The organism is Streptomyces californicus (genome assembly GCF_000717645.1).
Classification (GTDB): Bacteria; Actinomycetota; Actinomycetes; order Streptomycetales; family Streptomycetaceae; genus Streptomyces; species Streptomyces californicus.
This window is the reverse complement of the sequence record NZ_JNZZ01000016.1, coordinates 414,278-438,244: the sequence shown is the minus strand read 5'-3', so window position 1 is coordinate 438,244 and position 23,967 is coordinate 414,278. Positions and strand designations below refer to the sequence as shown.

Here is a 23,967-nt window from a genome sequence, read left to right as displayed (position 1 = left end):
ATCAACAAGGACCCCGAGGCCCCGATCTTCGAGCTCGTCGACTACGGCGTCGTGGGCGACCTCTTCACCGTCGTCCCCCAGCTCACCGAGGAGATCACCGCGCGCAAGGGCTGACCCCTCGCTCCCAGCACCACCCGTCCCGGGCCGCACGGTGAACCCCACCGCGCGGCCCGGAGCCGTATCGGGCGACCATTGACGCAGGTCGAGCGGCCTTATAACTTCACTATACGGATTGTTGATTCCGGGAAGCGGAAACAGCGAGAGTGTGGAGGGAACGGTCATGGGTCAGCAGGAGAAGGTGGCGACGAGCCTCGCCGGTGCGGTCAGCGAGGAGATCAGCGCCTCCCTCGCGGCGGTAGACGCGGAGCTGGCCCGTCGCTACCCGGGCGACCCCGGCACCCGCCAGCCCGTGCACACCGTCTATGTGCCCGGTGACGTCTTCGAGCCCGGCACGCTGCGCTCCTGGGGCGACCAGGCGCTCGCCGCCCTCGATGAACACGCCCCGGACGCCGCCTCGTTCGCCGCCGTCCTCGGCATCCCCGAGGAGTTGGCGGGCCCGGTCCACGACCGCGTGCGAGCAAAGCTGGATCGCGAGCCCGTCGAGGACCTGCGTATCGACTTCGAGGACGGTTACGGCCCCCGCCCGGACGCCGAGGAGGACCGGGCCGCCGCCCGCGCCGCCCGCCTGGTCTCCGAGGCGTACGCGAACGGCACCGCCGCCCCCTACATGGGCATCCGGATGAAGTGCATGGAGGCCGGTGTGCGGGACCGGGGCATCCGTACCACCGACGTCTTCCTCAGCGGGCTCATGGAGAACGGCGGGCTCCCCGACGGCCTCGTGCTGACCCTGCCCAAGGTCACCTACCCCGAGCAGGTCACCGCCTTCGTCCACCTCCTGGAAGCCTTCGAGAAGGCGCACGGCCTGGACGCCGGACGCATCGGCTTCGAGATCCAGATCGAGACCAGCCAGTCCATCCTCGCGGCCGACGGCACCGCCGCCGTCGCCCGGATGATCGACGCGGCCCGGGGCCGGGCGGCCGGCCTGCACTACGGCACCTTCGACTACAGCGCCTGCGTCGGGGTCAGCGCCGCCTACCAGGCCAGTGACCACCCGGCCGCCGACCATGCCAAGGCCGTCATGCAGGTCGCCGCCGCGGGCACCGGTGTACGCGTCTCCGACGGTTCCACCAACGTCCTGCCCGTCGGTCCGACCGACCGGGTCCACGAGGCGTGGCGGCTGCACTACGGCCTCACCCGCCGCGCGCTGGCCCGCGCCTACTACCAGGGCTGGGACATGCACCCCGGCCACCTGCCGACCCGCTACGCCGCCGTCTACGCCTTCTACCGGGAGGGCCTGGAGCCGGCCGCCGCCCGGCTCGCCGCGTACGTGGCCAAGGCGGACGGCGACGTGATGGACGAGCCCGCCACCGCCAAGGCCCTCAGCGGCTACCTGCTGCGCGGTATCGACTGCGGCGCGCTGGACACCGACGAGGTCGCCCGGCTGACCGGCCTGACCCGCGCCGACCTGGACGCCTTCGCCTCGCCGCGCCGGGGCGACCTGACGGTCACGGCGCCGTAGCCGCCCGCGTCCCCTGCCCCGGCCGTACGCCTGCGGCCCGAAGAGCCCGGTCCGGACACCGCCCTGGACCGGGCTCCTTCACGTGGTCCCGCGGGCCGCCCCGCCGCCGCGCGCCCGGTAGGCGCGCATCTTGTGCCGGGCCCCGCACACGTCCATGTCGCACCAGGTGCCGTTCGACGCCGGCGCGCGATCGTAGAAGACCCAGCGGCAGTCGGGGGCGGCGCACGCCTTGAGCCGGGTGGCGTGGCGGCCGCTCAGGCCGTCCCGCACCAGGGGTTCGAGCACGGCGCGCACAGCCTCGGCCGCCGGGTCGTCCGTGGCCGGCCGCAGGGCGAGTGAGCCGTCGAGGCGGACGGCCGGCGGGCCCGCGACCGAGGCGATCAGCCGGTTGAGGCCGTCGACCGCCTCGGCGGAGGTCCGGTCGACGAGGAAGGCCCGCACGGTCTCCCGGGCCTGGACGAGCATCGCCAGATCCGCCGGGGCGGACGCCTCGGGCAGTCCGTGCGCGCGCAGCCAGCCGGCCGCCGACTCCGGCCGGACGAGGTCGTCCTCGCCGTGCAGCAGGGTCGCCGTGTTGCAGAACGCCTCGACCAGTTCCAGCTCGGCGGGCGCCGGGTTCCTTCGCATGCCCCCATCCTAGGTGAGTTACCGGCTTTGCGAGAGCTCTGGTAACGTCGGTGGTGCGACCGAGTCCTGCACCCCATTTCAGGAGGCATCTCATGAACGCGATTTCGTCCGGGACCCACACATCCCCGAGCGGCGCCGTCCACTGGGAGGCGCAGGGGGAGGGGGAGCCCGTCGTCCTGCTCCACGGCACCCCGTTCTCCTCCTTCATCTGGCGCGAGATCGCCCCCGCGCTCGCCCGGGACCACCAGGTCTTCACCTTCGACCTGCCGGGCTACGGGCGGTCGGAGCGCCGCCCCGGCCAGGACCTCCGACTGGCCGCGCAGGCCCGGGTGTTCACCGGGCTCCTGGACCACTGGGGGCTGGAGCGCCCGCGGGTGATCGCCCACGACATCGGCGGAGCGGTGGCGCTGCGGGCACTCCTCCTCGAAGGAGCGCGGTTCGCCGATCTCACGCTGATGGACGCCGTGGCCTGCGGTGACTGGGGGACCGGGCTGTTCCGCCTCGTGCGGGAGAACGCGCACGTCTTCGAGCGGCTGCCCGTGTACGCCCACGAGGCGCTGGCCGAGAGCCACCTGCGCTTCGCGAGCGGCCGGGGCTATCGGCCGGACACCCTGGCCGCCCATCTCGACCCCTGGCGCGGCGAAGAGGGGCGGGCGGCGTACTACCGCCAGTACGGGCAGCTGGAGCAGGCCGACACCGATGAGTTCCAGCACCTGCTCGCAACGGTGCCGGTGCCGACCCGGATCATCTGGGGGCGCGAGGACGGCTTCCTGCCGCCGCCCTTCGGCGAGCAACTGCACGCGCTCATCCCGCACTCCGAGCTGCACTGGATCGACGGTGCGGGGCACGCGGTCCAGGAGGACGCGCCCGCACAGGTACTGGCGCTGCTCACCCGCCCGTTCGAGAAGCGCTCCTGACGAGTCCCCGGCCCGGGTGACAGCCCTCAGGCGGGCGGCAGTTCGCCCGAGCCGCGGGGGATCAGCGTCGTTGGCAGCTCCACCCGGGCCGTGGCGTGGTCCGCCCCGTCGAGGCGGCGGAACAGGTGCTCGGCCGCCGTCCGGCCGACCGCCGCGGCGTCCTGCGATATGACGGTGATGCCGAGCAGATCGGCCAGCTCGATGTCGTCGAAGCCCACCAGTGCCACCGGGCGCTCCCGCTCCGCGAGCACCCGCACGACCGTCACCGTCACCCGGTTGTTGCCGGCGAACATGGCGGTGACCGGCTCGGGGCCGCTCAGCATCTCCTCGACAGCCATGCGGACCCGCTCCGGCTCCGTCGAGCCGAGGGAGACCCAGCCGTCCGCGACGGTGATGCCCGCGTCCGCCATGGCGGCGTGGTAGCCGCGCAGACGCTCGGTGGCCGTGTGGATGCGCGGCTGGTCGCCGATGAAGCCGATCCTGCGGTGGCCGTGCGCGATGAGGTGCGCCACGCCCTCCCGGGACCCGCCGAAGCTGTCGGAGAGGACCATGTCGACATCCACATGGCCTGCCGGGCGGTCCACGAAGACCGTGGCGATGCCCGCCTTGATCTCCGGCTCCAGATAGCGGTGGTCGTCGCCCGCCGGGATCACGATCAGCCCGTCCACGCGACGGGCGCACAGCGCCAGGACCAGCTCCTGCTCCCGCTCCGGGTCCTCGGCGCTGGAGCCGTTGATCAGCAGCGCCCCGTGCGCACGCGCCACCTCCTCCACGGCACGGCTCAGCGGACCGTAGAACGGGTCCGCCAGATCCTCCAGGACCAGCCCGATGGACGCCGTACGGCCCTTGCGCAGCACGCGGGCGCTGTCGTTGCGGCGGAAGCCGAGCGCCTCGATGGCCTCCTGCACACGCCGTTCGGTGTCGGGCGTGACGCCGGGCTCGCTGTTCACCACCCGGGAGACCGTCTTGAGGCCGACTCCGGCGCGGGCCGCCACGTCCTTCATCGTCGGCCGGTTGCCGTAGCGGGTCTCGGAATGACGGGCGGTCCGGTCCACGTGCGCTGTCCTGTCGTCGGATACGGGCGGGGGCTGCGGTGCTCCGGCCGGGCGCCCGGGTCGGCCGAGCGGGACACCGCGGGGGTGATCGGAGGCTGTGGCGTCGAGCATAGGCCCTGGACAACGTTGTCAACAGAATGGAGACTGTGCAAACTAAGGTCGGAACCCGCAGGTCCCGCCCCTTCACCGATCCGGAGAGCCCACACCGATGCATACCGACCTCGTCGCCGCGCTCGACATCGGCGGCACCAAGATCGCCGGCGCGCTGGTGGGCGGCGACGGTTCCCTCCGCGTACGGGCGCAGCGGCCGACGCCCGCCCGGGAGGGCGCCGAGGCGGTCATGGGCGCCGTGGACGAGGTGCTGGGCGAGCTGATGGCCTCGCCGCTGTGGAGCGCGGCCCGCTCCGTCGGCATCGGCAGCGCCGGCCCGGTCGACGCGGCGGCGGGCACGGTCAGCCCGGTCAACGTGCCCGGCTGGCGGGCCTTCCCCCTTGTGGAGCGGGTGCACAAGACGGCGGACGGGCTGCCGGTCGCGCTGGTGGGCGACGGGGTCGCGATGACGGCCGCCGAGCACTGGCTCGGCGCCGCCCGCGGCCACGACAACGCGCTCTGCCTCGTCGTGTCGACGGGCGTCGGCGGCGGACTCGTCCTCGACGGCACCCCGCGTCCCGGCCCGTCGGGCAACGCCGGGCACATCGGCCACATCAGCGTCGACCTGGACGGCGAGCTGTGCCCCTGCGGCGCGCGCGGCTGCGTCGAAGGCATCGCCAGCGGTCCCAACATCGCCCGCCGCGCGCTGGAGAACGGCTGGCGGCCCGGTCCGGACGGCGACGTCACGGCCGCCGCGGTGGCCGTCGCCGCCCGTGCCGGGGACCCGGTCGCCATCGCCTCGTACGAGCGCGCGGCGCGCGCCCTGGCGGCCGGCATCGCCGCCACGGCCACCCTGGCGGACCTCGACATCGCGGTGGTCGGCGGGGGAGTGGCCGGAGCCGGGGACGTGCTCTTCGCCCCGTTGCGCCGCAGCCTGCGCGAGTACGCCACGCTCTCCTACCTGCGCCGGCTCACCGTCGCGCCCGCCGTGATGGGCACGGACGCGGGCCTGGTCGGGGCCGCGGCGGCCGCCATCGCGCTGCGCAGCTAGCCGGAACGAACGCATCCGGTCGACGCCGTCGCCGCCAGGGGGTTTCCGCGACAGGGTGGAGCGGGCAAGCCACAGGAGGCTACGGAGGAGGGGGAACCGTGATCGTCTGGATAAACGGCGCGTTCAGTGCGGGCAAGACCAGTGCCGCGGCCGAACTGGTCGAGCTGATCCCGGACAGCACGCTGTACGACCCGGAGGTCACCGGCGCGGGGCTGCGCGCCCTGCTGCCGCAGAAGCGGCTCGCCGAGGTCACCGACTTCCAGGACCTGCCGATCTGGCGGCGGCTCGTGGTGGACACGGCGGCGGCGCTGCTCGCCGAGGTGCCCGGGGTCCTGGTGGTGCCGATGACGCTGCTGAGACAGGAGTACCGGGACGAGATCTTCGGAGGACTCGCCTCCCGGCGCATTCCGGTCCGCCATGTGGCGCTCTCACCTGAGGAAACGATCCTGCGCGGCCGGATCGCGGGCCGTGAGGAGTTCCCGGGCGACGACGAGCAGAGCGAGCGGGTGCGCAGGTGGGCGTACGAGCACATCGGCGCGTACCGCGAGGCCCTCGCATGGATCGCCCAGGACGCGCATGTGGTCGACAACGGCGCCCTCACTCCTCGGGAGACCGCCGAGCGGATCGCGGCCGCCGTGCGCACCGGGAGCGCGTCGCCGTGCTCCATCGTGCAGACTCCCGAGCCGACCGGCGAGACGGTGGCCGCCGGGGTGCTGCTCTTCGACGAGGAGGACCGGGTACTGCTCGTCGACCCCACGTACAAACCCGGGTGGGAGTTCCCCGGCGGGGTCGTGGAGGCGGGCGAGGCCCCCGCGCAGGCCGGGATCCGTGAGGTCGCCGAGGAGATCGGCCTCGGCCTCGACCGGGTGCCCACCCTGCTGCTCGTCGACTGGGAGTCACCCCGCCCGCCCGGATACGGCGGGCTGCGCTTCCTCTTCGACGGCGGTCAGCTCCGCTCCGAGGACGCCGGGCGACTGCTGCTGCCCGGCTCCGAGCTGCGCGGCTGGCGGTTCGTCACCGAGGCGGAGGCGGCGGGGATGCTGCCGCCCACCCGGTACGAGCGGCTGCGCTGGGCGCTGCGGGCGCGCGAGCGGAAGACGGTGCTCAACCTTGAGGCGGGGGTGCCGGTGGGCTGAGCGGGGCCCGGGAAGGAACGGGAAGAACAGGGACGAGACCCGGGCTGCGTGCGTACGGCACCGCGTACGCACGCCGCCCGGACCCGCGGACCCACGCTCCGGACGCCCCCGACGGGAACAGCGCCGGCACCGGGCCCCGGGCGGCTCAGACCTTCTTCGACTCCGCGTAGTTGCGCAGGAACAGCGCCTCCGCGACCGACATCCGCTCCAGCTCCTCGGGCGACACGCTCTCGTTCACCGCGTGGATCTGCGCCTCCGGCTCGCTCAGCCCGATCAGCAGGATCTCCGCCTCCGGATAGAGGCCCGCCAGCGTGTTGCAGAGCGGGATGGAACCGCCCATGCCGGAGGACTGCATCTCCTGGCCCGGGTAGGCGTCCCGCATCGCGTCCGCCATCGCCGTGTACGCCGGGCTGGTCATGTCCGCCCGGAACGGCTGGCCCTGGCCGACCTGCTCCACCGTCACCCGCGCGCCCCAGGGGGCACGGGACTCCAGATGGGCGGTGAGCAGCTTCGTCGCCTCGGCCGCGTCGTGGCCCGGCGGCACCCGCAGACTGACCTGCGCCCGCGCGCTCGCCTGCACGGACGGGGTCGCGCCGACCACCGGCGGGCAGTCGATGCCGATGACGGTGACGGCGGGACGGGCCCAGATGCGGTCCGCGACCGTACCCGTGCCGATCAGCTCGACGCCGTCCAGCACCTTGGCGTCCTGCCGGAACTCCGCCTCCGGGTACTGGATTCCGTCCCAGTCGGCGTCGCCGGTCAGTCCGTCGACCGTGGTCGTCCCGTCCTCGGCGCGCAGCGAGGCCAGCAGCTGGATCATCGCGGCCAGCGCGTCCGGCGCCGCACCGCCGAACTGCCCCGAGTGCAGGTTGCCTTCGAGGGTGTCCAACCGCACGCGCAGCATGGTCATCCCCCGCAGCGTCGCCGTCACCGTCGGCAGCCCGACCCGGAAGTTGCCGGTGTCGCCGATGACGATCGTGTCCGCGCGCAGCAGCTCCGGGTGCGCCTCCGCGTACCGCTCCAGACCGCCGGTGCCCTGCTCCTCGGAGCCCTCGGCGATCACCTTCACCGAGACCGGGACGCCGCCGTCCGCCTTGAGGGCGCGCAGCGCGAGCAGGTGCATGATGAACCCGCCCTTGCAGTCGGCCGCGCCCCGCCCGTACCAGCGTCCGTCGCGCTCGGTCAGCTCGAACGGCGGGGAAAGCCACGCCGACTCGTCCAGCGGCGGCTGTACGTCGTAGTGGGCGTAGAGCAGGACGGTCGGCGCCCCGGCCGGCCCGGGCAGGTACCCGTAGACGGACTGCGTTCCGTCGGGGGTGTCCAGGAGGGCGACGTCCGTGAACCCCTCGGCGCGCAGCGCGTCGGCGACCCAGTCGGCCGCGCCCTCGCACTCGCTCTTCGGGAACACCGCCGGGTCCGCCACCGACTGGAACGCCACCAGCTCGGCCAGCTCCTCCCGGGCGCGGGGCATCAGCGAGGCGACGGTCTCGGGAATCGGACGGGCGGTCATGGGCACGCTCCTCGTGGGTGCGACGTTATGTGTAGGGCGCGGTGAGTACGCGACCGTGTGCGGCGCCGTCGGTACGGCGACGCATGTACGACGAAATCATGGCCGATCCTCCCACAGGAGGGGTTGGCCGGAACGCGCCGTAGGATGCCGTGAGCAGCTTGGGGCCACTGGTCGGATCAGGAGCAGAAGCACATCGTGAGCAGCGAGAACGCAGACGCCGGACGTGAGCCGGAAGAGTCGTCCGTGTGGGATGTCGTCGTCGTCGGCGCCGGACCGGCCGGCGCATCGGCGGCGTACGCGGCAGCCGTGGCGGGCAGGAGGGTCCTCCTGCTGGAGAAGGCGGAACTGCCCCGCTACAAGACCTGCGGCGGCGGAATCATCGGATTCTCCCGGGACTCGCTGCCACCGGGGTTCGAACTGCCCCTGAAGGACCGCATCCACGCGGTCACCTTCTCGCTCAACGGCAAGCTGTCGCGCACCCGCCGCTCCCGGCGCATGCTCTTCGGGCTCATCAACCGCCCGGAGTTCGACGCCGGTCTGGTCGAGGAGGCGCAGAAGGCCGGGGCCGAGCTGCGCACCGGCGCATCGGTCGTACGGGTCGAGCAGCACGGCCCCGCCGTCCCCGACCGGCGAACGGTCGCCGTGGTGCTGGCCGGTGGCGAGACAGTACTCGCACGGGCGGTCGTCGGCGCGGACGGCAGCGCCGGTCGCATAGGGGCCCATGTCGGGGTGAAGCTCGACCAGGTCGACCTCGGCCTGGAGGCGGAGATCCCGGTCCCGGCCACCGTCGCTGAGGACTGGGCGGGCCGGGTGCTCATCGACTGGGGCCCGATGCCGGGCAGTTACGGCTGGGTCTTCCCCAAGGGCGACACGCTCACCGTGGGCGTCATCTCGGCGCGCGGCGACGGAGCGGGCACCAAGCGGTATCTGGAGGACTTCATCGCCCGCCTCGGCCTCGCCGGGTTCGAGCCCGCCGTCTCCTCCGGCCACCTCACCCGCTGCCGCAGCGACGACTCGCCGCTCTCCCGCGGCCGGGTCGTGGTCTGCGGTGACGCGGCCGGGCTGCTGGAGCCGTGGACCCGCGAGGGCATCTCCTTCGCGCTGCGCTCGGGCCGGCTGGCGGGGGAGTGGGCGGTCAGGATCGCGGAGGCGCACGACGCGGTGGACGCCCGCCGCCAGGCCCTCAACTACGCCTTCGCCATCAAGGCGGGCCTCGGCGTGGAGATGGGCGTGGGCCGTCGCATGCTCAAGCTGTTCGAGCGCCGTCCGGGCGTGCTGCACGCGGTGCTGACCGGTTTCCGCCCGGCGTGGAAGGCGTTCGCCGGCGTCACCCGGGGCACCACGTCGCTGGCCGAACTGGTCCGTACGCACCCGCTCGCCCAGCGGGCGCTGCACGCGATGGACCGCTGAGCCCGTTGTCCTGACCGCGCCCCGGTGACCGAGCGGCGCGCGGTCAGGCCGCCGCGCCGATCCGGAAGACCGGGTGGTCCGGGCAGGCGGCCAGCAGCTCGGCGTCCGTCGACTTCGCCGTGATCCCCTGGAAGTACTGGTCGACCTGCCAGCCCCACCGCTCCAGATAGGCCCGGATGATCCGGGCCTTCTGCGCGTCGTCGGCGATCTCCACCGCCGTGAAGTGGTCGACCCTGCGCCCCAGTCGCAGTTCCCCGCCTGCGGCGGCGCGCATGTTGCGCACCCACTGGGAGTGGCCCCGGGCGGAGACCAGGTACCGCTCGCCCTCGAAGGTGTGCATGTTGACCGGGATGCGCTGCATCTGCCCGCTGCGGCGGCCGCGCACGGACAGCTCGGCCGACCCGCCCAGGCTCAGCCCGTGCCGGGCCAGCCATCCCACGATCCGGTTCAGCCGCTGGGCGAAGGAGCTCGCCCGGAGGTAGTACGCCTGCTGCGTCATGATGACTCCCGCAAAAATGAGAGCGGTGCTCTCGCTTGAGATCAGTGTGCACGCATCGAGGGCGGCAGGCAAGAGCAGTGCTCTCGTTTCTGTACGGTGCTCCGATCCTGTGGCAGGCTGATCGCATGAGCACCATCCGAGGGGCCAGGGAACGCGCCCGCGTCGAAGTGACCGCCGCCATCAAGGACGAGGCGAGGAAGCAGCTCGCCGAGGAGGGCGCGGCCAAGCTCTCGCTCCGGGCCGTGGCGCGGGAGCTGGGCATGGCCTCCTCCGCGCTCTACCGCTACTTCCCCAGCCGCGACGACCTGCTCACCGCCCTGATCGTCGACGCGTACGACGCGATCGGTGCGGTGGCGGAGCGGGCGGCGGCCGATCGCGCGCACACCGTTCCGCCCGTCGAACGCTGGACCGCCGTCGCCTGTGCCGTACGGGAGTGGGGGCTCGCCCACCCCCACGAGTACGCGCTGATCTTCGGCTCGCCCGTACCCGGCTACACCGCCCCGATGGACACGGTGGGGCCCGCCTCCCGGGTGGGGCTGGTCTTCATCGGCATCGCCCGCGCCGCGTCCGAGGCCGGCGAACTCGCCGTGCCCGCGCTCGCGCCGGAGCTGCGCCGCGACGCCGAGCGGATGGCCGCCGAGTTCGCCCCGGGCGTGCCGCCTGCCGCCGTCGCGGCTCTGGTGGCCGCCTGGGCCCAGGTGTTCGGCCTGATCTCCTTCGAGCTGTTCGGCCAGTTCAACCGGGTGGTGGAGGCGCGCGAGCCGCTGTTCCGCCGCGCCGTCGGCGAACTGGCCCGCTCGGTCGGCCTCCCCGCCGCCCCCGCGGCCTGAGCGTCGACGCCGCTCTGCGGGGGCACGGAAACGAGGAGGCCCGCCGGACATGTGTCCGGCGGGCCTCCTCGCTGTTCGGGCGTCAGACGCCTCGTGCGTGGGCGGTCCCGGGCGATCCGGCGTGGCGGACCAGGCGGACGAACCAGCCCAGGGCCAGCGACTGGACGAGGACCGAGACCACCAGCGCCAGCACCAGGTACCAGGTGGGGCCGCCCGCCCCGGCCCCCGCCAGTGAGCCGCCGACGAAGAACAGGACGACGGCCGGGGCGGCGAGGAGGAACAGCCAGACGCCGGCGAACGAGGCGTCCTCGTGGGTGACGAACAAGGTGTCCACGGCGACGAAGAGCGCCGCCGCGACCACCAGGCCGAGGTAGATCTGAGAGGCGCGGTTGCGGAAGGTCAGCCGGACCACGGTGTTCAGGTGCGGGTGGTCGGACAGGCGCTTCATGACGGGCTCCCTCGGGTCGGTCGGGTTTCCATCGTGCGCCGGGGGAGCGGGCCGCCGCCTGAGTACGGCTACTCAATCGGTCCGGTGTGCGGGTGGCCGGCCGCGAGCGCGGAGCGGTCAGGCGTGCGCGTCCGACGTGGCGTTGCGGGCCCCGTAGCCCAGGGCGGCCGCCGCGGCCGCCAGCAGCGCGACCGTCGTCAGGGCCAGCGGCAGCGAGAACCAGTCCGCCAGGAACCCGATCGCGGGCGGGCCGAGCAGCATGCCGCCGTAGCCGAGCGTGGACGCCGCGGCGACACCGCTCGGGCCCGCCAGCTCGCCCGCACGGCCCACCGCGACGGGGAAGATGTTGGCGAGGCCGAGCCCGGTGACCGCGAACCCGGCCAGCGCCGCCCAGGCGGTCGGCGCCAGCGAGCCCAGGAGCATCCCGGCCGCCGCCGTCGCCCCGCCGAGAACCAGGGTTCGGGTCTGGCCGAGCCGCTCCAGCAGCAGGGTCCCCGTCAGCCGGCCCGCCGTCATCGTCAGGGCGAACACCGCGTATCCGGCGGCGGCGACCCCGGGGTGCGCGCCCAGGTCCTGCTCCAGGTGCAGCGCGCCCCAGTCGGCCAGGGCGCCCTCCCCGTACGCCGTGCAGAGCGCGATCACGCCGAAGAGCACGACGACCCGGCGGACGCGGGGCGACAGCCGCTGCCGGGGGGAGCGCCCGGCGGCGGCCTCGGGAGCGGCGTGGGCCGGGCGGTGGCGCAGCAGCGCGGGGCCGGCGAACGCCGTGACGAGCAGGCCGATCCCGGCCAGGACGAAGAGGTGGGCGGAGGCGGACAAGCCGCCCGCGACCAGGCCGCCGAGTCCGGCGCCGATCATGCCGCCCAGGCTGAACGCCGCGTGGAAGCTCGGCATCACCGGCCTGCGCAGCGAGGCGACCAGATCGACGGCGGCGCTGTTCATCGCCACGTTCATCCCGCCGTACGCCGCGCCGAACACCAGCAGGACGAGACCGAGGGAGAGCGCCGAGTGGGTCTGGGCGGGCAGCGCGATGCTCAGGGGGAGCAGGACGCCGCAGGCCACGGTGACGGCGTGGCTGCCGAAGCGGCGGCAGAGCCGGCCGGTGAGCATCATGGTGATCACCGCGCCGGCGGAGACGCCGAGCAGGGCGAGGCCGAGGGTGGCGGCCGAGGCGCCGGTCTGCTGCTTGATGGCCGGGATGCGGACCACCCAGCCGGCGAAGAGGAACCCGTCGAGGGCGAAGAACACGGTCAGCGCGGTACGGAGGCGGGCCGACGAGGGTGGGGCGGTGTCTCCGCCAGGTCCCCCCGGTAGGGCCGTCCGCAGTTTGTTTAGTTGCGGCACAAACTCAGGATAGGGGCGCCCGGAGGATGCGCGCAACACCCCTGCCCGGCAGCCGCGTCCGGCCCGGGGCCGCCGGTGGGCGCCCCCGCCGGGAGGCGCCGGACGGGCGGCGTGCGGCGGTGACCGGAAGCCGCTCCCGCGCCGGGTCCGGGCGTCCGGAGCCCCTCCGGATCATGGGAGACTCAGCCCCATGAACGGCAAGGCGACGACCACCCGGACGAAGTTGGAGAGGGGCCGCAGCGCCCTCGGGCCCGCACTGGAACTGGTCCACACCGGCCGCGCTCCCACCCGGGCCGTCCTCACCTCCGAACTCGGCGTCACCCGCGCCACCGCCGGAGCGGTCGCCGCGGAGCTGGAGGCGCTCGGCCTGATCCGGGTCGACTCCAGCCCCGGGTCGGCGGCCGGCTCCCAGGGCCGCCCCTCGCACCGGCTGTCCGTCCTGGAGGCCGGCCCGGTCGTCCTCGCCGCCCAAGTGCACGCCGACGGGTTCCGGGCCGCGCTCGTCGGGCTCGGCGGGCGGATCGTCGCCACCACACCGGGATGCGTCGCGGTGATGGCCGACCCCGCCCAGGTGCTCGGCGAGGTCGTGGGCGCGGGGGCGGCCCTGCTCCGCGCGAGCGGGCTGCGCTGCGTCGGGGCCGGACTCGCGGTGCCGTCCGCGGTCGCCGAACCGGACGGGACCGCCCTCAACCCGCTGCACATCGCCTGGCCCGCCGGCTCCCCGGTCCGGGACATCTTCTCCGCCTGCGTACGCGAAGCGGGCATCACCGGCCCCGCGTTCACCGGCAACGACGTCAACCTCACCGCCCTCGCCGAGCACCGGCACGGCGCGGGCCGCGGCGCCCAGCACCTCCTGTGCGTCGCCACCGGGCACCGGGGCGTCGGAGGGGCGCTCGTCCTCGACGGCCGCCTGCACAGCGGGAGTTCGGGGCTGGCCCTGGAGGTGGGCCACCTCACGGTGAACCCCGAGGGCCGGCCCTGCCACTGCGGTGGGCGGGGCTGCCTCGACGTGGAGACCGATCCACTGGCCTTCCTCACCACCGCCCGCCGCGAACCGGGGCCCGAGGAGTCCCTGCTCAAGCAGGCGGGCGACCTGCTCCGCGCCGAGTACGACGACCCCGCCGTGCGGCACGCGGCCGAAGAGCTGATCGACCGCCTGGGCCTGGGCCTCGCCGGTCTGGTCAACATCCTCAACCCCGACCGGATCATCCTCGGCGGCCTCCACCGCGACCTGCTGGAGGCGGACCCGGAGCGGCTGCGCGCCGTCGTCGCCGACCGCAGCCTGTGGGGGCGCAGCGGGAGCGTGCCGATCCTGCCGTGCACGCTGGCGCACAACAGCCTGGTGGGCGCGGCCGAACTGGCCTGGCAGCCGGTCCTCGACGATCCGCTCGCGGCCCTGGCCTGAGGCGCGGCCCTTCGCCCGCCGGGCGGTCGCGCTCCCCGCCCGCTCCCGCCCCGGTCAGCCGACGACGGCCGACCGGGCGGGCAGGGAGGAGAGGTCGTCGGGCGCGACGGTGGCGGACCCGAACGGCCCGTCGGTCATCGACCCGTAGACCGCGAGCGGCGGCAGGGTCGAGGCGCCCGTCGTCGCCGGCAGGGTGAACCAGACGGCCTTCCCCGCCGTACCGACCGGCCGAACGCCCCAGCTCTCGCTGACGGCGGCGATCAGCGCCAGCCCCCGGCCCGACGTGGCGAACGAATCCGCCTCGTTCACCGTGGGCAGACGCGGATCGTGGTCGTGCACGGAGACCGTCAGCCGGTCGAGCAGCAGCTCGATGTCGACGGTGCACGACTTGTCCGGCTGTGCGTGCCGGTGGACATTGGTCAGAAGCTCGGTGACGCCCAGGGCCGCCTGGTCGATCAGAGGATCGAGATGCCAATAGCGCAGTTGCGCCGAGATGATCCTGCGGACTTGGCCGATCCGCGACGGCATGGCCTGGAGCGCCACCGTGCAGTGCCTGCTGGGCTCACTGATCACGGCTGCGACTCCCCGAAATAGGTCCGGAAGAAGAGAAACGAACGGAGCCGGCGGATGACTGACCGCCGCATCCGCTCTGCTCTTGTCGTGTCTGCTCGTGTCGCGCGACCCGGTCCGTGGAGGGGGCCGCTCTGTCACCGATGGTGCACCATCAGTGACATGGGACCAGCGTGGCCCAGCGGGTCGTGCTCCGCAACTCGCGGCGCGGGGCGGCGGCCCCGGACCCGGTCCGCCGCCCCGCGTACCGCACCTAGTCAGTCCCGGCGGCCGCGTGCGCTGCGCAGCGTCTCCAGGAAGCGCCGCAGGGGAGCCGCCCCGTCGCGTCTGCGGCTGCGCTGCCCCATCGTCAACCGGTAGCGCACCCCGTTCACCCGGGCGATGACGGAATCCGCCGCGATGAACCACCACTTCCGCGCGCTGACCGTGCCCACGGGGGCGCTGTCGATCTCGCGCCCGTTGCTCGTGAGGAGCGACAGCCGGCCGTCCTTCACCACCACCTGACCGGCCCTGGTCAGCGATCTTGTGAACCGTTCGATCCTGACCCCCGACGCACTGAACTCGACGTCCGCCATCGCGGATTCGCCCCCCTTCGTCACCTCTCCTGCTGTGCAGTGTGCACGGCCGCGGGCCGGTCCGCCAGGGGGCCCGGAAGCGGGCCGCGACCCGCGCGCACCGCCTGTCGCAGCAGCCCCCGGGCGCCGTCCCCAAAGGCAGGGCTATGGACCCTCCAAGTGACCGTTTGTGCAGGTGGGGGGCCTATCGTTGAGGCAGGACCACCGATCGAGCACCGAGCGGTACGACCGACAGGAGCGGGCCCATGGACACCACGGAAAGCGCGGCCGGGCACGGAGCCAGGGCCACCGTCGACGTCGACCGCAGCGACCCGGAGTACCGGGCCTGGCTGAAGGAGGCCGTCCGCAAGGTCCAGGCCGACGCCAACCGCTCCGCCGACACCCATCTCCTGCGCTTCCCGCTGCCCGAGCAGTGGGGCATCGACCTCTACCTCAAGGACGAGTCGACGCACCCCACCGGGAGCCTGAAGCACCGCCTCGCCCGCTCGCTCTTCCTGTACGGGCTCTGCAACGGCTGGATCCGCCCGGGCAAGCCGGTCATCGAGGCGTCCAGCGGCTCGACCGCCGTGTCGGAGGCGTACTTCGCGAAGCTGATCGGCATCCCGTTCATCGCCGTGATGCCGCGCACCACCAGCCCCGAGAAGTGCCGCCTGATCGAGTTCCACGGTGGACAGTGCCACTTCGTGGACGACTCCCGCACGATGTACGAGCAGTCGGCCGCGCTCGCCGCCGAGACCGGCGGCCACTACATGGACCAGTTCACCTACGCCGAGCGGGCCACCGACTGGCGCGGCAACAACAACATCGCGGAGTCGATCTACCAGCAACTGCGCCTGGAGCGCTTCCCGGAGCCCGCCTGGATCGTCGCCACCGCCGGGACCGGCGGCACCTCCGCGACCATCGCCCGCTACGTGCACTACCTCCAGCACGACACCCGCGTCTGTGTGCCCGACCCCGAGAACTCCTGCTTCTTCGACGGCTGGACCAACCACGACCCGCTCGCCGCCAGCGACCGGGGCTCGCGCATCGAGGGCATCGGCCGCCCGCGTATGGAGCCCAGCTTCGTGCCCGGCGCCATCGACCGCATGATGAAGGTCCCCGACGCCGCCAGCGTCGCCGCCGTCCGCGCTCTGGAACGGGCCATCGGCCGCAAGGCGGGCGGTTCCACGGGCACCGGCCTGTGGAGCGCGTTCAAGCTGATCGCCGAGATGGTCGAGCAGGGCGAGCGGGGCAGCGTCGTCACCCTGCTGTGCGACCCCGGCGACCGCTACCTGGACAAGTACTACTCCGACTCCTGGCTGGAGGAGCAGGGCCTCGACATCGCCCCGTACACCGCCGCCATCGACACGTTCCTCACCACCGGAACCTGGCCCTGCTGACCGGCGGGCCGGTCAGAATCCGCCGGACCCGCCTGAGGGGTGTCCCGCAATTCCCGGTGGATCAGCGAGCGTCCGTCGATCTGGCAGTCCGAGTATGCGCCGACATCCGGCGGGTATTGCCCGGCAGGCCCTACGAGCGTCGGGCCAGCAGATGGGCGTCGAGGAAACCCCGATCAGAGGCCGGATCGTGGAGCAGCCGGGCGAAGGGATCGAGCCCGGCAGCGCCCAGCAGTTCGGCGAGGCGATCCACCGGCCAGCTGTAGGCGGGCGCCACTTTGTGGTCGAACCGGACCGGTTCTTGTCCGTCGGTCCCGAAGAAGGAGACCAGGAGCAGGCCATCCGGCGCCAGAACGCGTACCTGTTTGGCGAGCAGCTCCGGCAGCTCACCCGGAGGGGTGTGGATCATCGAGTAGTGGGCCAGAACGCCGCCGAGCGCGCCGTCCTCGATCGGGAGGGATTCCATCCGCGCCTCTTGGAAGCGCAGCGCCGGATGGGCCCGCTGGGCGTGGTCGACCATGCCGGGGGCGAGGTCGAGTCCGAAGACGTCCAGGCCCAGTTCGTGCAGCATGGCTGTCAGGTGTCCGGGCCCGCACCCGACGTCCGCTGCCCGCAGGTTGCCTGTCGCGCGCACCAGTTCGGCGAAGGTGCCGATCATGGCCCGGGAGAAGGGCTGTGTCTCCAGCCGGTCTGCGAACAGCGACGCGTACAGCTCGACGACGCCGTCGTAGGCCGTCCTGATCTCGTCCTGGTGATGTGCCACGGGCAGGACTCTATAGCCGGTCTGATAACTGCTCTCGTGGCAGGTCGAGATGGGTTGACGGATGCGGCATGGGGGCGAATGCGGCCCCTGTTGCCGCAGGCGGACGGACGCGGCCGTCCGTGGTGTGATCACCGGCAGGTGGTCGACGGGGGCTGTGGCGGCTGCGGACCCCACCGCGTCATCGCGGACCCGAGTGTGCTCCAGCAACCGTGCCCAGGTGCCGTCCGCCCCCCAGCGACCAGGCGGCGAACCGCCACCGGCGCGGAGCCCTCGGCGGCCGTCCGTCGGCCTTGGACAAGGTCACCTACCGTGACCGCGACGTCGTCGAACGATGCTTCGCCCGCCTCCAGCAGTTCCGCGCGATCGCGACCCGGTTCGACAAGCCCGGCGACCGCTACCGTGCCGGAGTTGACCGGGCTTCCTTGATCCTCTGGCTCCGCGAGCCCACGGGGTCGTCATTTGTCGGACAGCCCTTAGGGGGTCCGGGCCGCCAGTCGTGCGTCCAGGCGGCGCACGGCGTCCCGGAAGGACCGGCCCACCCCCGCCCGCCCCAGGCTCAGCGCCAGACGGAACGGCCCCGTACCGTCGGCTGCGAAGGTCCACCGCACCCGGGTCCCGGACCCCTCCGGGGTGAGCCGCCACTCCTCCAGCAGGGCCCGCAGCCCCGGGGCGTTGGAGGCGTCCGCCCGGTAGGCGTAACAGGCGCCCGGCTCGGCGGCCATGATCGTCTCGCGGACCACGATTCCGCCCCGCAGCCGCACCTCCCGGCCCGCGCCCCCGTCCGTGGGCGTGGCCCGGACGACGGCGGTGAACCAGGACGGCCAGGACTCGACCTCGTCGGCGAGGGCGCGGTAGACCACATCCGGCGGTGCGGCGACCTCGGCGGCGAACACCAGCCGCATTGGCGCGGACTCGGCGAACTCCCTTTCCACGGTACGGAGTCGGCGGGTCATCGCGTACACCTCCGGCGGTCTGCGGCGTGCGGGCCGGGCACACGATAGCGGTCGGACCGTCAGTTGTCTGTACCACTGTCGGCCATCGCCGCGCGCCGCCTCTCCTCCTCTTCGGCCGCCTTGGCGATGTTGCGTGCCATCCCGCCGAACACCACCGAGTGGAAGGGCCACACGCTCCACCAGTAGGCGTGGCCGGGCAGCCCGCGCGGGTGGTACAGGGCGCGCTGCCCGTACACCGTGCGGCCGCGGTCGTCGCGCCGTACCGACAGCTCCAGCCAGGCCAGCCCCGGCACCCGCATCTCGGCCCGCAGCCGCAGCAGTTCGCCCGGGATGATCTCCTCCACCCGCCAGAAGTCCAGCGAGTCGCCGACGCGCAGGTGCTGGGCGTCCCGCCGGCCGCGCCGCAGCCCCACCCCGCCGACGAGCCGGTCCAGCCAGCCGCGCACCGCCCAGGCCAGCGGGAAGGAGTACCAGCCGTTCTCCCCGCCGATGCCCTCGATCACCCGCCACAGCGCCTCCGGGCCGACCGGCACGACCAGCTCCCGCTCGTCGCGGTAGAGGCTGCCGCCCGCCCAGTTCGGGTCGGTGGGCAGCGGGTCGCTCGGCGCGCCCGGCACCGAGGCGTTGGACCAGCGGGTGTCGACCCGCGCCTCCTGGATCCGCTTCAGCGCAAGGCGCAGCGCCCGGTCGAAGCCGATGGTCCCGTCCGGCGGGTCGGGGACGTACTCCTTGATGTCGTGCTCCCGGCAGACGACCTCGTGGCGCAGCGACTCGGTGAGCGGCCGGGCGATGGAGCTGGGCACCGGGGTGACCAGGCCGACCCAGCGGCTGGAGAGCGTCGGGGTGAGCACCGGCACCGGCAGGATCAGCCGGCGCCGCAGCCCCGCCACCCGGGCGTAGCGCTGCATCATGTCCCGGTACGTCATGACGTCCGGACCGCCGATGTCGAAGGCCCGGTTCACCTCGGCCGGCAGCGAGGCGCACCCCACGAGGTACCGGATGACGTCCCGTACCGCCACCGGCTGGATACGGGTCCGCACCCAGCTCGGGGTGACCATCAGCGGCAGCCGCTCGGTGAGGTACCGGAGCATCTCGAAGGAGGCGGAACCCGAGCCGATCACGATCGCGGCGCGCAGCACCGCCGTCGGCACCCCGGAGTCCAGCAGGAGGTGCCCCACCTCGGCCCGGGAGCGCAGATGCGGTGACAGGTCGCGCTCGGGCACCCCGGACGGGGTCAGCCCGCCCAGGTACACGATCCGGCTCACTCCGGCCGCCCGCGCCCGTTCGCCGAAGTTCCGGGCGGCCCGGCGGTCGGTCTCCTCGAAGTCCGCACCGGAACCGAGCGCGTGCACCAGGTAGTACGCCACGTCGACGTCCCGCATCGCCTCGGCCAGCGAATCGGCGTCCGTGACATCGCCGCGCACCACCTCGACCCGGTCGGCCCAGGGGTAGTCGCGCAGCTTCTGCGGAGTTCTCGCCAGGGCGCGCACCCGGTAGCCGGCGTCGAGCAGGGCGGGCACCAGCCGCCCGCCGATGTAGCCGGTCGCCCCGGTCACCAGGCAGCGCGGAGCCGAACCGTCGGGGCGCACGGGGGCGTCGGGAAGTTTCAGGTGGCCGGAGTTGTCGTCAGAGCCGTCGTCACGATCCGTCATATGTCCGAGTCTGGCACCGGTCGGCGCGTACGACCGGTCGGGCACTCCGTACGGCCGCGTCGGCTTCCCGGGGCCGGACGCCCTCCGGTGCGGTCCGGAGCGGCGCGACGGCCCGCCGCGGCGGGGCGAACCCGTGCGGCCCCGGGCGGGTCGGCAGCGCCGGGTGGTGCGACGCCCCCCGTACGGCAGCCCCCGCATGCCGGCCCCGCACGGTCAGTACACCGCCGGAAGCGTGCCTCCGCCGCGCACCGCCGCCGTCAGCTCCACCTCGGCGTCCCGGGGCGCCCGCACGGCGAAGGCCGTTCCGTCCGCCGCGCCGCGTACCGCGCCCTTCGCCTCGATACGGGTCACCGCCCGGCTCCCGGCGGCCAGCACGTACCACCGGCCCGAGGGCGCCTTCCAATGGGTGCCCGCCAGGACGTGCTGCCCGAACCGGCCGCACAGGGCCGTGTCCCCGCGGTCCGCGACGACCGTGGCCGGTTCCGTGGGCGAGGCGGCGGCCGGGAGGAACTGCACCAGGGCCCGGCCCGGACCCCGCCACGTCTCGGCCCGGGTGCACAGCCAGTCCGCCGGGCCCCCGCCCTCGGGCAGCTTCTGCTCGGCGAAGGCCCAGTTGTTCACCGACCGCACCCCGGCGGCCGACAGGGTCCGCAGCGAGCACGCCGTACGCGCCCAGGCGAGCAGCGCCTCGGGACCCGTCGCCTCGCGCGGCTGCCGGGCCGGGGCGCCCCGCCCGGGCTTCGGCGTGTACGTCAGATGGACGGGGGCCAGATCGCCCAGATCCGTCACCAGGAACGCGTGCTTCTCCACGATCCTTTCCGAGGACCGCAGTTGGAGCACCGGCCAGGCGTCGCACGCACCGCCCAGGGCGGGCCGGGGCACCGCCGCCGTGACCCCGTCACGCCCCACCGCCAGCGGCCGGCCCGGCGTGTCGGGCGCTAGCAGGTCCCGGGTGGTGGACTCGGCGATCCAGGGGGCGAGGAGGAACCGCGCGCCGTCGCCCGTACGGCCGATGACGACCGCCCCGCCCGTCGTCACGTCCGCGTCGTCGGTCCGGGCGAAGTCGAGCGCCGCCCCGCCGGTCCCGGACAGCGGCTCCGCGTACCGCACCACCCGGTCCGCGCTGTCGTGGAACAGCACGACGGCCGCGCCGTCCACCTCGCCCGCGAACAGCAGCCGGGGCGGCTCGACGGGCGGCACGGTGCCCGTACCCGGCGTGGCGGAGACCCGCACCGAACCCGGGGGCTCCGCCCAGGCCCGCAGCGCCCGGCCGAGCAACTCCGTATCGCTCGTACGCCCGCCCCGGGCCGGCCAGGCGGTGAAGTCGACGCGCGAGGTGTCCGCCCACTGCTCGGCCGCCGTCCGCAGCAGCTTCGCCGGGTCGAGCACCGGAGCCAGGGCACCCGCCGGACTCCGGTCCGCGCCCGTCGCCCGCGTGCTCTCCTCGACGGCGACCGCAAGGCCGCCCGCCAGTACGCACAGCGCCGCCGCGACCGCCGCCGCGCGCACCCGCTGCCTGCGCCGCAGCAGGTCGCTCGGGCGCGTCTGGACCGTGCACGGGTCGAACTCGCCGGAGCCGAGCATCGCCCGCGCCCCGTCCCGGTCCGGGCTCCCCAGTCCGGCCGCCCGCCGTACCGCGTCGGCCGGGTCGTCCACCGCCGCCCGCGCGAGCAGATCGCGGACCGCCGACGCGTCGAGCCCCTCCAGCACCTGCAGGGCGAACGCGGCCCGGGCCGCCCCGTCGACCCGGGACAGCGCCCGGTCCAGGGCCAGTTCGTCGACGCCGCCCGCCCGGGGGAAGAGCCGCAGCCCCCACACCACCGGCACGGTCGGACGCAGCGCCGCCGGTGCCGGAAGCCGTCCGGGCCACCAGCGGGGCCGCCGCTCGTACGCCAGCGCCGTCCGCAGCACCCGCAGCCGCATCCATCCGTACGCGGTACCGGTGTCGGTACCGGTGCCGCTGTCGGTACCGGTCGCTTCGCCGGTGGGGCTGCTCCGGCGGGACTGGGCGGGCACACGCGCCGTCGGCGCACCGCCGCCGACAGCCGGCAGCGCGCGCTGCACGACGGCGTGGGCGGCCAGCACACGGCGGTGACGGCCGAGCCCCGGCGGCAGCACCACGTAGGCGAGGCGCACCAGGTGGGGGTAGTGCTCCACGAGGGCGGCCTCGGCCCGCCGCACGTCGGTGCGGTCGCGGCGTACGTCGGGCCGTTGCTGTGGTGGGACGATCGGCATGAGCGGGGTGCCTTCCGGGGCCGTGGCGAGGTGTCCTACCGGCAAACGAGTCAATCGTGTGACGGTCACACCACCGGCGTGCACGGCGCGCGTACGCCTCCTCGCGCCCGCCGCTCACGCGCCCGGCTCGCGGTCCCGCTGCCCACGCGTCCGCGCCGGGGCCGGGACGCGCCCGTCCTCACGCGCCCGCGCCGGGCTCCGGTCCGCTGCCTACGCGTCCGCGCCGGGCGAGGCGAGCAGGGCGTCGAGGACCTTCCCGAACATCCGCCGTCCGGCCGAGGCGAGCAGCGGATCGCCGAACCGGGGCACCAGCCGCACCCGCAGCTCCTCGACCCAGACCACATGGGAACCGGAACCCGTGGGCAGCACGTCGATCGAGGCCCGGCCCAGCACCACGGAGCCCCGCTTCTCCAGCAGGCAGGCCCCGGCCCGGCCCCCGGCGGGCGGCGTCCACCGCACCACTTCCATCGGATCGTCGAACGCCAGCGGGCCCAGCCCCGTACGGGCCACGAAGACCGTGCCGAGCCGCGAGGGCAGCCCGGTCGGGACCGAGATCGTGGTCAACGGCACCTGCGCGGCGTGCCGTTCCCAGTCGGTCACCCGGCGCCATGCCTCGGCTGCGGGGAGGGGGGAGAAGCGCTCGATCCGGAAGACGGCCACACGGCGATCCTAGGGGGTGCTCGGCACGCCCGCCGGGCCGAGCGAATCCGCCGTGCCGAGCGGACCAGCCATGTCGGGCGGACCAGCCCGGCCGAGCGAACCAGCCGTGTCGGGCGGACCCGCCGGGCCGAGCCGTGTCGGGCGGACCCGCCGGGCCCGGTGCACCCGACCGTGGCGGGCCGACCCGTCCGACCGGGCCGAGACCGTGGCCGTGCGGTCAGGCTCCGGGGGAGGGCGGGGCGTCGGCGGGTTCGACCGGATCCCCCGGGGCGTCGCCCGCCACCAGCAGCCCCGGCAGGTGCTCACCGATCTCCGCGCGCAGCTCCGGAGCCAGCCCCGCGTCCGTGACGAACGTGTCGACCTCGTCCAGCGCGGCGAAGGAACTCAGGCCCACCGTGCCCCACTTGGTGTGATCGGCGACCACCACGATCCGGCGCGCCGCCCGCACGAGACGCCGGTTGGTCTCCGCCTCCGCGAGGTTGGGCGTCGAGAGCCCTGCCTCGGCCGAGATCCCGTGCACACCGAGGAAGAGCACGTCGAAGTGGAGCGAGCCGATGGCCCGGTCGGCGACCGGGCCGACCAGCGAGTCCGACGGTGTGCGCACCCCGCCCGTCAGGACCACCGTCGCGGCCCCGGGCCGCGCGCCCCCGCCCCCGGCCGTGTGCCGCGCGTCGTGGAACACGTCGGCCACCCGCACCGAGTTGGTCACCACCGTCAGATCCGGCACGTCCAGCAGGTGCCGGGCCAGCGCGTAGGTCGTCGTCCCGCCGGAGAGCGCGATGGCGCTGCCCGGAGCCGCCAGGGCGGCCGCCGCCCGCGCGATCTCCTCCTTGGCGCTCGGCTCCAGTGCCGACTTCGCCTCGAACCCCGGCTCGTGCGTACTCGCCTCGACGACCGGGACCGCCCCGCCGTGGACCTTCTCGATGAGGCCCTGACGGGCCAGCGCGTCCAGGTCCCGGCGGATCGTCATGTCGGAGACGTTCAGCTTGCGGGTCAGCTCGTTGACCCGGACCCCGCCGCGCCTGCGCACCTCGTCGAGGATCAGCGCACGGCGCTGCTCCGCGAGCAGGTTCTGATTCTCGCTCAACGCCGGGCCCGGTCCTTCCCTCAGCCGTACGGTCCGCAGCGGTCTGCGCGACACGCTCATCCTGCCACGCACGCATGTCCGACGTGTCACCTGGGGAGATTCCGTGAGACCGCTCACGCACCCGCCCCGCGCCCGGAATCCTGGGCCCGGACACCGGTGGGCCGCCCCGGCCCGGAGCCCACGGCACCCCCCCCG

The 23,967-nt window shown here is 73.9% G+C and carries 22 protein-coding genes and 2 pseudogenes; 10 read left to right on the top strand and 14 right to left on the bottom strand.

Going from position 1 to position 23,967, the window contains the following annotated elements; translation table 11 throughout:
- Positions 1-114, top strand: a pseudogene (locus IF19_RS1000000136390) (electron transfer flavoprotein subunit alpha); the annotation flags it as partial.
- Positions 115-280: 166 nt separating this feature from the next.
- The gene (locus IF19_RS0122365; RefSeq protein WP_030116643.1) at positions 281-1,579 is read left to right on the top strand and encodes a DUF6986 family protein; all 1,299 of its coding nucleotides are present in this window, start codon (positions 281-283) and stop codon (positions 1,577-1,579) included.
- Positions 1,580-1,657: 78 nt separating this feature from the next.
- Here IF19_RS0122365 and IF19_RS0122360 read toward each other — a convergent pair whose 3' ends face one another.
- Positions 1,658-2,206: a CGNR zinc finger domain-containing protein gene (locus IF19_RS0122360; RefSeq protein ID WP_030116644.1), complete on the bottom strand. Its 549-nt coding sequence runs from the start codon at positions 2,204-2,206 to the stop codon at positions 1,658-1,660.
- A gap of 92 nt (positions 2,207-2,298) precedes the next feature.
- On the opposite strand from IF19_RS0122360, the gene IF19_RS0122355 reads away from it, so the two are divergent.
- On the top strand, positions 2,299-3,123 hold the full coding sequence (locus tag IF19_RS0122355) for an alpha/beta fold hydrolase (RefSeq protein WP_030116645.1): 825 nt from the start codon (positions 2,299-2,301) through the stop codon (positions 3,121-3,123).
- Between the two features lie 26 nt (positions 3,124-3,149).
- On the opposite strand, the gene IF19_RS0122350 is transcribed toward IF19_RS0122355, so the two are convergent.
- Positions 3,150-4,178 (bottom strand): LacI family DNA-binding transcriptional regulator, encoded by a 1,029-nt coding sequence (locus IF19_RS0122350; RefSeq protein ID WP_030276796.1) that lies wholly within the window; start codon positions 4,176-4,178, stop codon positions 3,150-3,152.
- A 208-nt stretch (positions 4,179-4,386) separates the two neighbouring features.
- Between IF19_RS0122350 and IF19_RS0122345 the strand changes: the two genes are divergently transcribed.
- Together IF19_RS0122345 and IF19_RS0122340 are read left to right on the top strand one after the other, a co-directional pair.
- Positions 4,387-5,319: an ROK family protein gene (locus IF19_RS0122345; protein WP_030276794.1), complete on the top strand. Its 933-nt coding sequence runs from the start codon at positions 4,387-4,389 to the stop codon at positions 5,317-5,319.
- A 98-nt stretch (positions 5,320-5,417) separates the two neighbouring features.
- Positions 5,418-6,455: an NUDIX hydrolase gene (locus tag IF19_RS0122340; protein ID WP_030276793.1), complete on the top strand. Its 1,038-nt coding sequence runs from the start codon at positions 5,418-5,420 to the stop codon at positions 6,453-6,455.
- 145 nt (positions 6,456-6,600) lie between these two features.
- Here the strand turns inward: IF19_RS0122340 and IF19_RS0122335 are convergent, their stop codons facing one another.
- Positions 6,601-7,965 carry a dipeptidase gene (locus IF19_RS0122335; protein ID WP_030116651.1) on the bottom strand — a complete coding sequence of 455 codons (1,365 nt, stop codon included), beginning with the start codon at positions 7,963-7,965 and terminating at the stop codon, positions 6,601-6,603.
- A gap of 195 nt (positions 7,966-8,160) precedes the next feature.
- On the opposite strand from IF19_RS0122335, the gene IF19_RS0122330 reads away from it, so the two are divergent.
- Entirely contained in the window at positions 8,161-9,375 is a 1,215-nt protein-coding gene (locus IF19_RS0122330) for a geranylgeranyl reductase family protein (RefSeq protein WP_030116652.1), read from the top strand.
- Between the two features lie 43 nt (positions 9,376-9,418).
- Here the strand turns inward: IF19_RS0122330 and IF19_RS0122325 are convergent, their stop codons facing one another.
- Positions 9,419-9,874, bottom strand: a complete 456-nt coding sequence (locus tag IF19_RS0122325) for a nitroreductase family deazaflavin-dependent oxidoreductase (RefSeq protein WP_030116653.1) — start codon at positions 9,872-9,874, stop codon at positions 9,419-9,421.
- Between the two features lie 125 nt (positions 9,875-9,999).
- On the opposite strand from IF19_RS0122325, the gene IF19_RS0122320 reads away from it, so the two are divergent.
- Positions 10,000-10,704 (top strand): TetR/AcrR family transcriptional regulator, encoded by a 705-nt coding sequence (locus tag IF19_RS0122320; protein ID WP_032747762.1) that lies wholly within the window; start codon positions 10,000-10,002, stop codon positions 10,702-10,704.
- Positions 10,705-10,786: 82 nt separating this feature from the next.
- Here the strand turns inward: IF19_RS0122320 and IF19_RS0122315 are convergent, their stop codons facing one another.
- Both IF19_RS0122315 and IF19_RS0122310 read right to left on the bottom strand, forming a co-directional pair.
- Entirely contained in the window at positions 10,787-11,152 is a 366-nt protein-coding gene (locus IF19_RS0122315; protein WP_030120415.1) for an SCO4225 family membrane protein, read from the bottom strand.
- 117 nt (positions 11,153-11,269) lie between these two features.
- Positions 11,270-12,400 (bottom strand): MFS transporter, encoded by a 1,131-nt coding sequence (locus IF19_RS0122310; protein ID WP_030116655.1) that lies wholly within the window; start codon positions 12,398-12,400, stop codon positions 11,270-11,272.
- Positions 12,401-12,686: 286 nt separating this feature from the next.
- Here IF19_RS0122310 and IF19_RS0122305 point away from each other — a divergent pair, with 286 nt between their 5' ends.
- Complete coding sequence (locus IF19_RS0122305; protein WP_030116656.1) at positions 12,687-13,901, top strand: ROK family protein; 1,215 nt, start codon at positions 12,687-12,689, stop codon at positions 13,899-13,901.
- A gap of 54 nt (positions 13,902-13,955) precedes the next feature.
- Here IF19_RS0122305 and IF19_RS0122300 read toward each other — a convergent pair whose 3' ends face one another.
- Together IF19_RS0122300 and IF19_RS0122290 are read right to left on the bottom strand one after the other, a co-directional pair.
- A complete protein-coding gene (locus IF19_RS0122300; RefSeq protein WP_078580793.1) occupies positions 13,956-14,474 on the bottom strand; it encodes an ATP-binding protein in 519 nt (172 codons plus the stop codon).
- 254 nt (positions 14,475-14,728) lie between these two features.
- Positions 14,729-15,046 (bottom strand): hypothetical protein, encoded by a 318-nt coding sequence (locus IF19_RS0122290; RefSeq protein WP_007459530.1) that lies wholly within the window; start codon positions 15,044-15,046, stop codon positions 14,729-14,731.
- Positions 15,047-15,291: 245 nt separating this feature from the next.
- Between IF19_RS0122290 and cds1 the strand changes: the two genes are divergently transcribed.
- Positions 15,292-16,425, top strand: coding sequence for an L-cysteine desulfhydrase Cds1 (gene cds1, locus IF19_RS0122285; protein WP_030276789.1), 1,134 nt, complete (start codon positions 15,292-15,294; stop codon positions 16,423-16,425).
- 130 nt (positions 16,426-16,555) lie between these two features.
- On the opposite strand, the gene IF19_RS0122280 is transcribed toward cds1, so the two are convergent.
- The gene (locus tag IF19_RS0122280; protein ID WP_030116660.1) at positions 16,556-17,185 is read right to left on the bottom strand and encodes a class I SAM-dependent methyltransferase; all 630 of its coding nucleotides are present in this window, start codon (positions 17,183-17,185) and stop codon (positions 16,556-16,558) included.
- Between the two features lie 224 nt (positions 17,186-17,409).
- On the opposite strand from IF19_RS0122280, the pseudogene IF19_RS1000000138940 reads away from it, so the two are divergent.
- Positions 17,410-17,631, top strand: a pseudogene (locus IF19_RS1000000138940) (IS5/IS1182 family transposase); the annotation flags it as partial.
- Positions 17,632-17,658: 27 nt separating this feature from the next.
- Here IF19_RS1000000138940 and IF19_RS0122275 read toward each other — a convergent pair.
- The 5 genes from IF19_RS0122275 to IF19_RS0122255 form a co-directional block, all read right to left on the bottom strand.
- Positions 17,659-18,138, bottom strand: coding sequence for an SRPBCC family protein (locus IF19_RS0122275; RefSeq protein ID WP_030116661.1), 480 nt, complete (start codon positions 18,136-18,138; stop codon positions 17,659-17,661).
- 59 nt (positions 18,139-18,197) lie between these two features.
- Positions 18,198-19,790: an SDR family oxidoreductase gene (locus tag IF19_RS0122270; protein WP_030116662.1), complete on the bottom strand. Its 1,593-nt coding sequence runs from the start codon at positions 19,788-19,790 to the stop codon at positions 18,198-18,200.
- Between the two features lie 213 nt (positions 19,791-20,003).
- Positions 20,004-22,025, bottom strand: coding sequence for a hypothetical protein (locus IF19_RS0122265; protein ID WP_030116663.1), 2,022 nt, complete (start codon positions 22,023-22,025; stop codon positions 20,004-20,006).
- A 210-nt stretch (positions 22,026-22,235) separates the two neighbouring features.
- The gene (locus IF19_RS0122260; RefSeq protein ID WP_030116664.1) at positions 22,236-22,685 is read right to left on the bottom strand and encodes an SRPBCC family protein; all 450 of its coding nucleotides are present in this window, start codon (positions 22,683-22,685) and stop codon (positions 22,236-22,238) included.
- 217 nt (positions 22,686-22,902) lie between these two features.
- Positions 22,903-23,772, bottom strand: a complete 870-nt coding sequence (locus tag IF19_RS0122255) for a DeoR/GlpR family DNA-binding transcription regulator (RefSeq protein ID WP_030116665.1) — start codon at positions 23,770-23,772, stop codon at positions 22,903-22,905.
- Positions 23,773-23,967 lie beyond the last annotated feature (195 nt).

Bases quoted from the DNA above. Each gene is read 5' to 3' on its own strand.
- IF19_RS0122355 (WP_030116645.1), top strand. From the start codon at position 2,299: ATGAACGCGATTTCGTCCGGGACCCACACATCCCCGAGCGGCGCCGTC.
- IF19_RS0122360 (WP_030116644.1), bottom strand. From the start codon at position 2,206: ATGCGAAGGAACCCGGCGCCCGCCGAGCTGGAACTGGTCGAGGCGTTC.
- IF19_RS0122290 (WP_007459530.1), bottom strand. From the start codon at position 15,046: ATGGCGGACGTCGAGTTCAGTGCGTCGGGGGTCAGGATCGAACGGTTC.
- IF19_RS0122275 (WP_030116661.1), bottom strand. From the start codon at position 18,138: ATGACCCGCCGACTCCGTACCGTGGAAAGGGAGTTCGCCGAGTCCGCG.
- IF19_RS0122335 (WP_030116651.1), bottom strand. From the start codon at position 7,965: ATGACCGCCCGTCCGATTCCCGAGACCGTCGCCTCGCTGATGCCCCGC.
- IF19_RS0122270 (WP_030116662.1), bottom strand. From the start codon at position 19,790: ATGACGGATCGTGACGACGGCTCTGACGACAACTCCGGCCACCTGAAA.
- IF19_RS0122315 (WP_030120415.1), bottom strand. From the start codon at position 11,152: ATGAAGCGCCTGTCCGACCACCCGCACCTGAACACCGTGGTCCGGCTG.
- IF19_RS0122345 (WP_030276794.1), top strand. From the start codon at position 4,387: ATGCATACCGACCTCGTCGCCGCGCTCGACATCGGCGGCACCAAGATC.
- IF19_RS0122320 (WP_032747762.1), top strand. From the start codon at position 10,000: ATGAGCACCATCCGAGGGGCCAGGGAACGCGCCCGCGTCGAAGTGACC.
- IF19_RS0122365 (WP_030116643.1), top strand. From the start codon at position 281: ATGGGTCAGCAGGAGAAGGTGGCGACGAGCCTCGCCGGTGCGGTCAGC.
- IF19_RS0122265 (WP_030116663.1), bottom strand. From the start codon at position 22,025: ATGCCGATCGTCCCACCACAGCAACGGCCCGACGTACGCCGCGACCGC.
- cds1 (WP_030276789.1), top strand. From the start codon at position 15,292: ATGGACACCACGGAAAGCGCGGCCGGGCACGGAGCCAGGGCCACCGTC.
- IF19_RS0122325 (WP_030116653.1), bottom strand. From the start codon at position 9,874: ATGACGCAGCAGGCGTACTACCTCCGGGCGAGCTCCTTCGCCCAGCGG.
- IF19_RS0122305 (WP_030116656.1), top strand. From the start codon at position 12,687: ATGAACGGCAAGGCGACGACCACCCGGACGAAGTTGGAGAGGGGCCGC.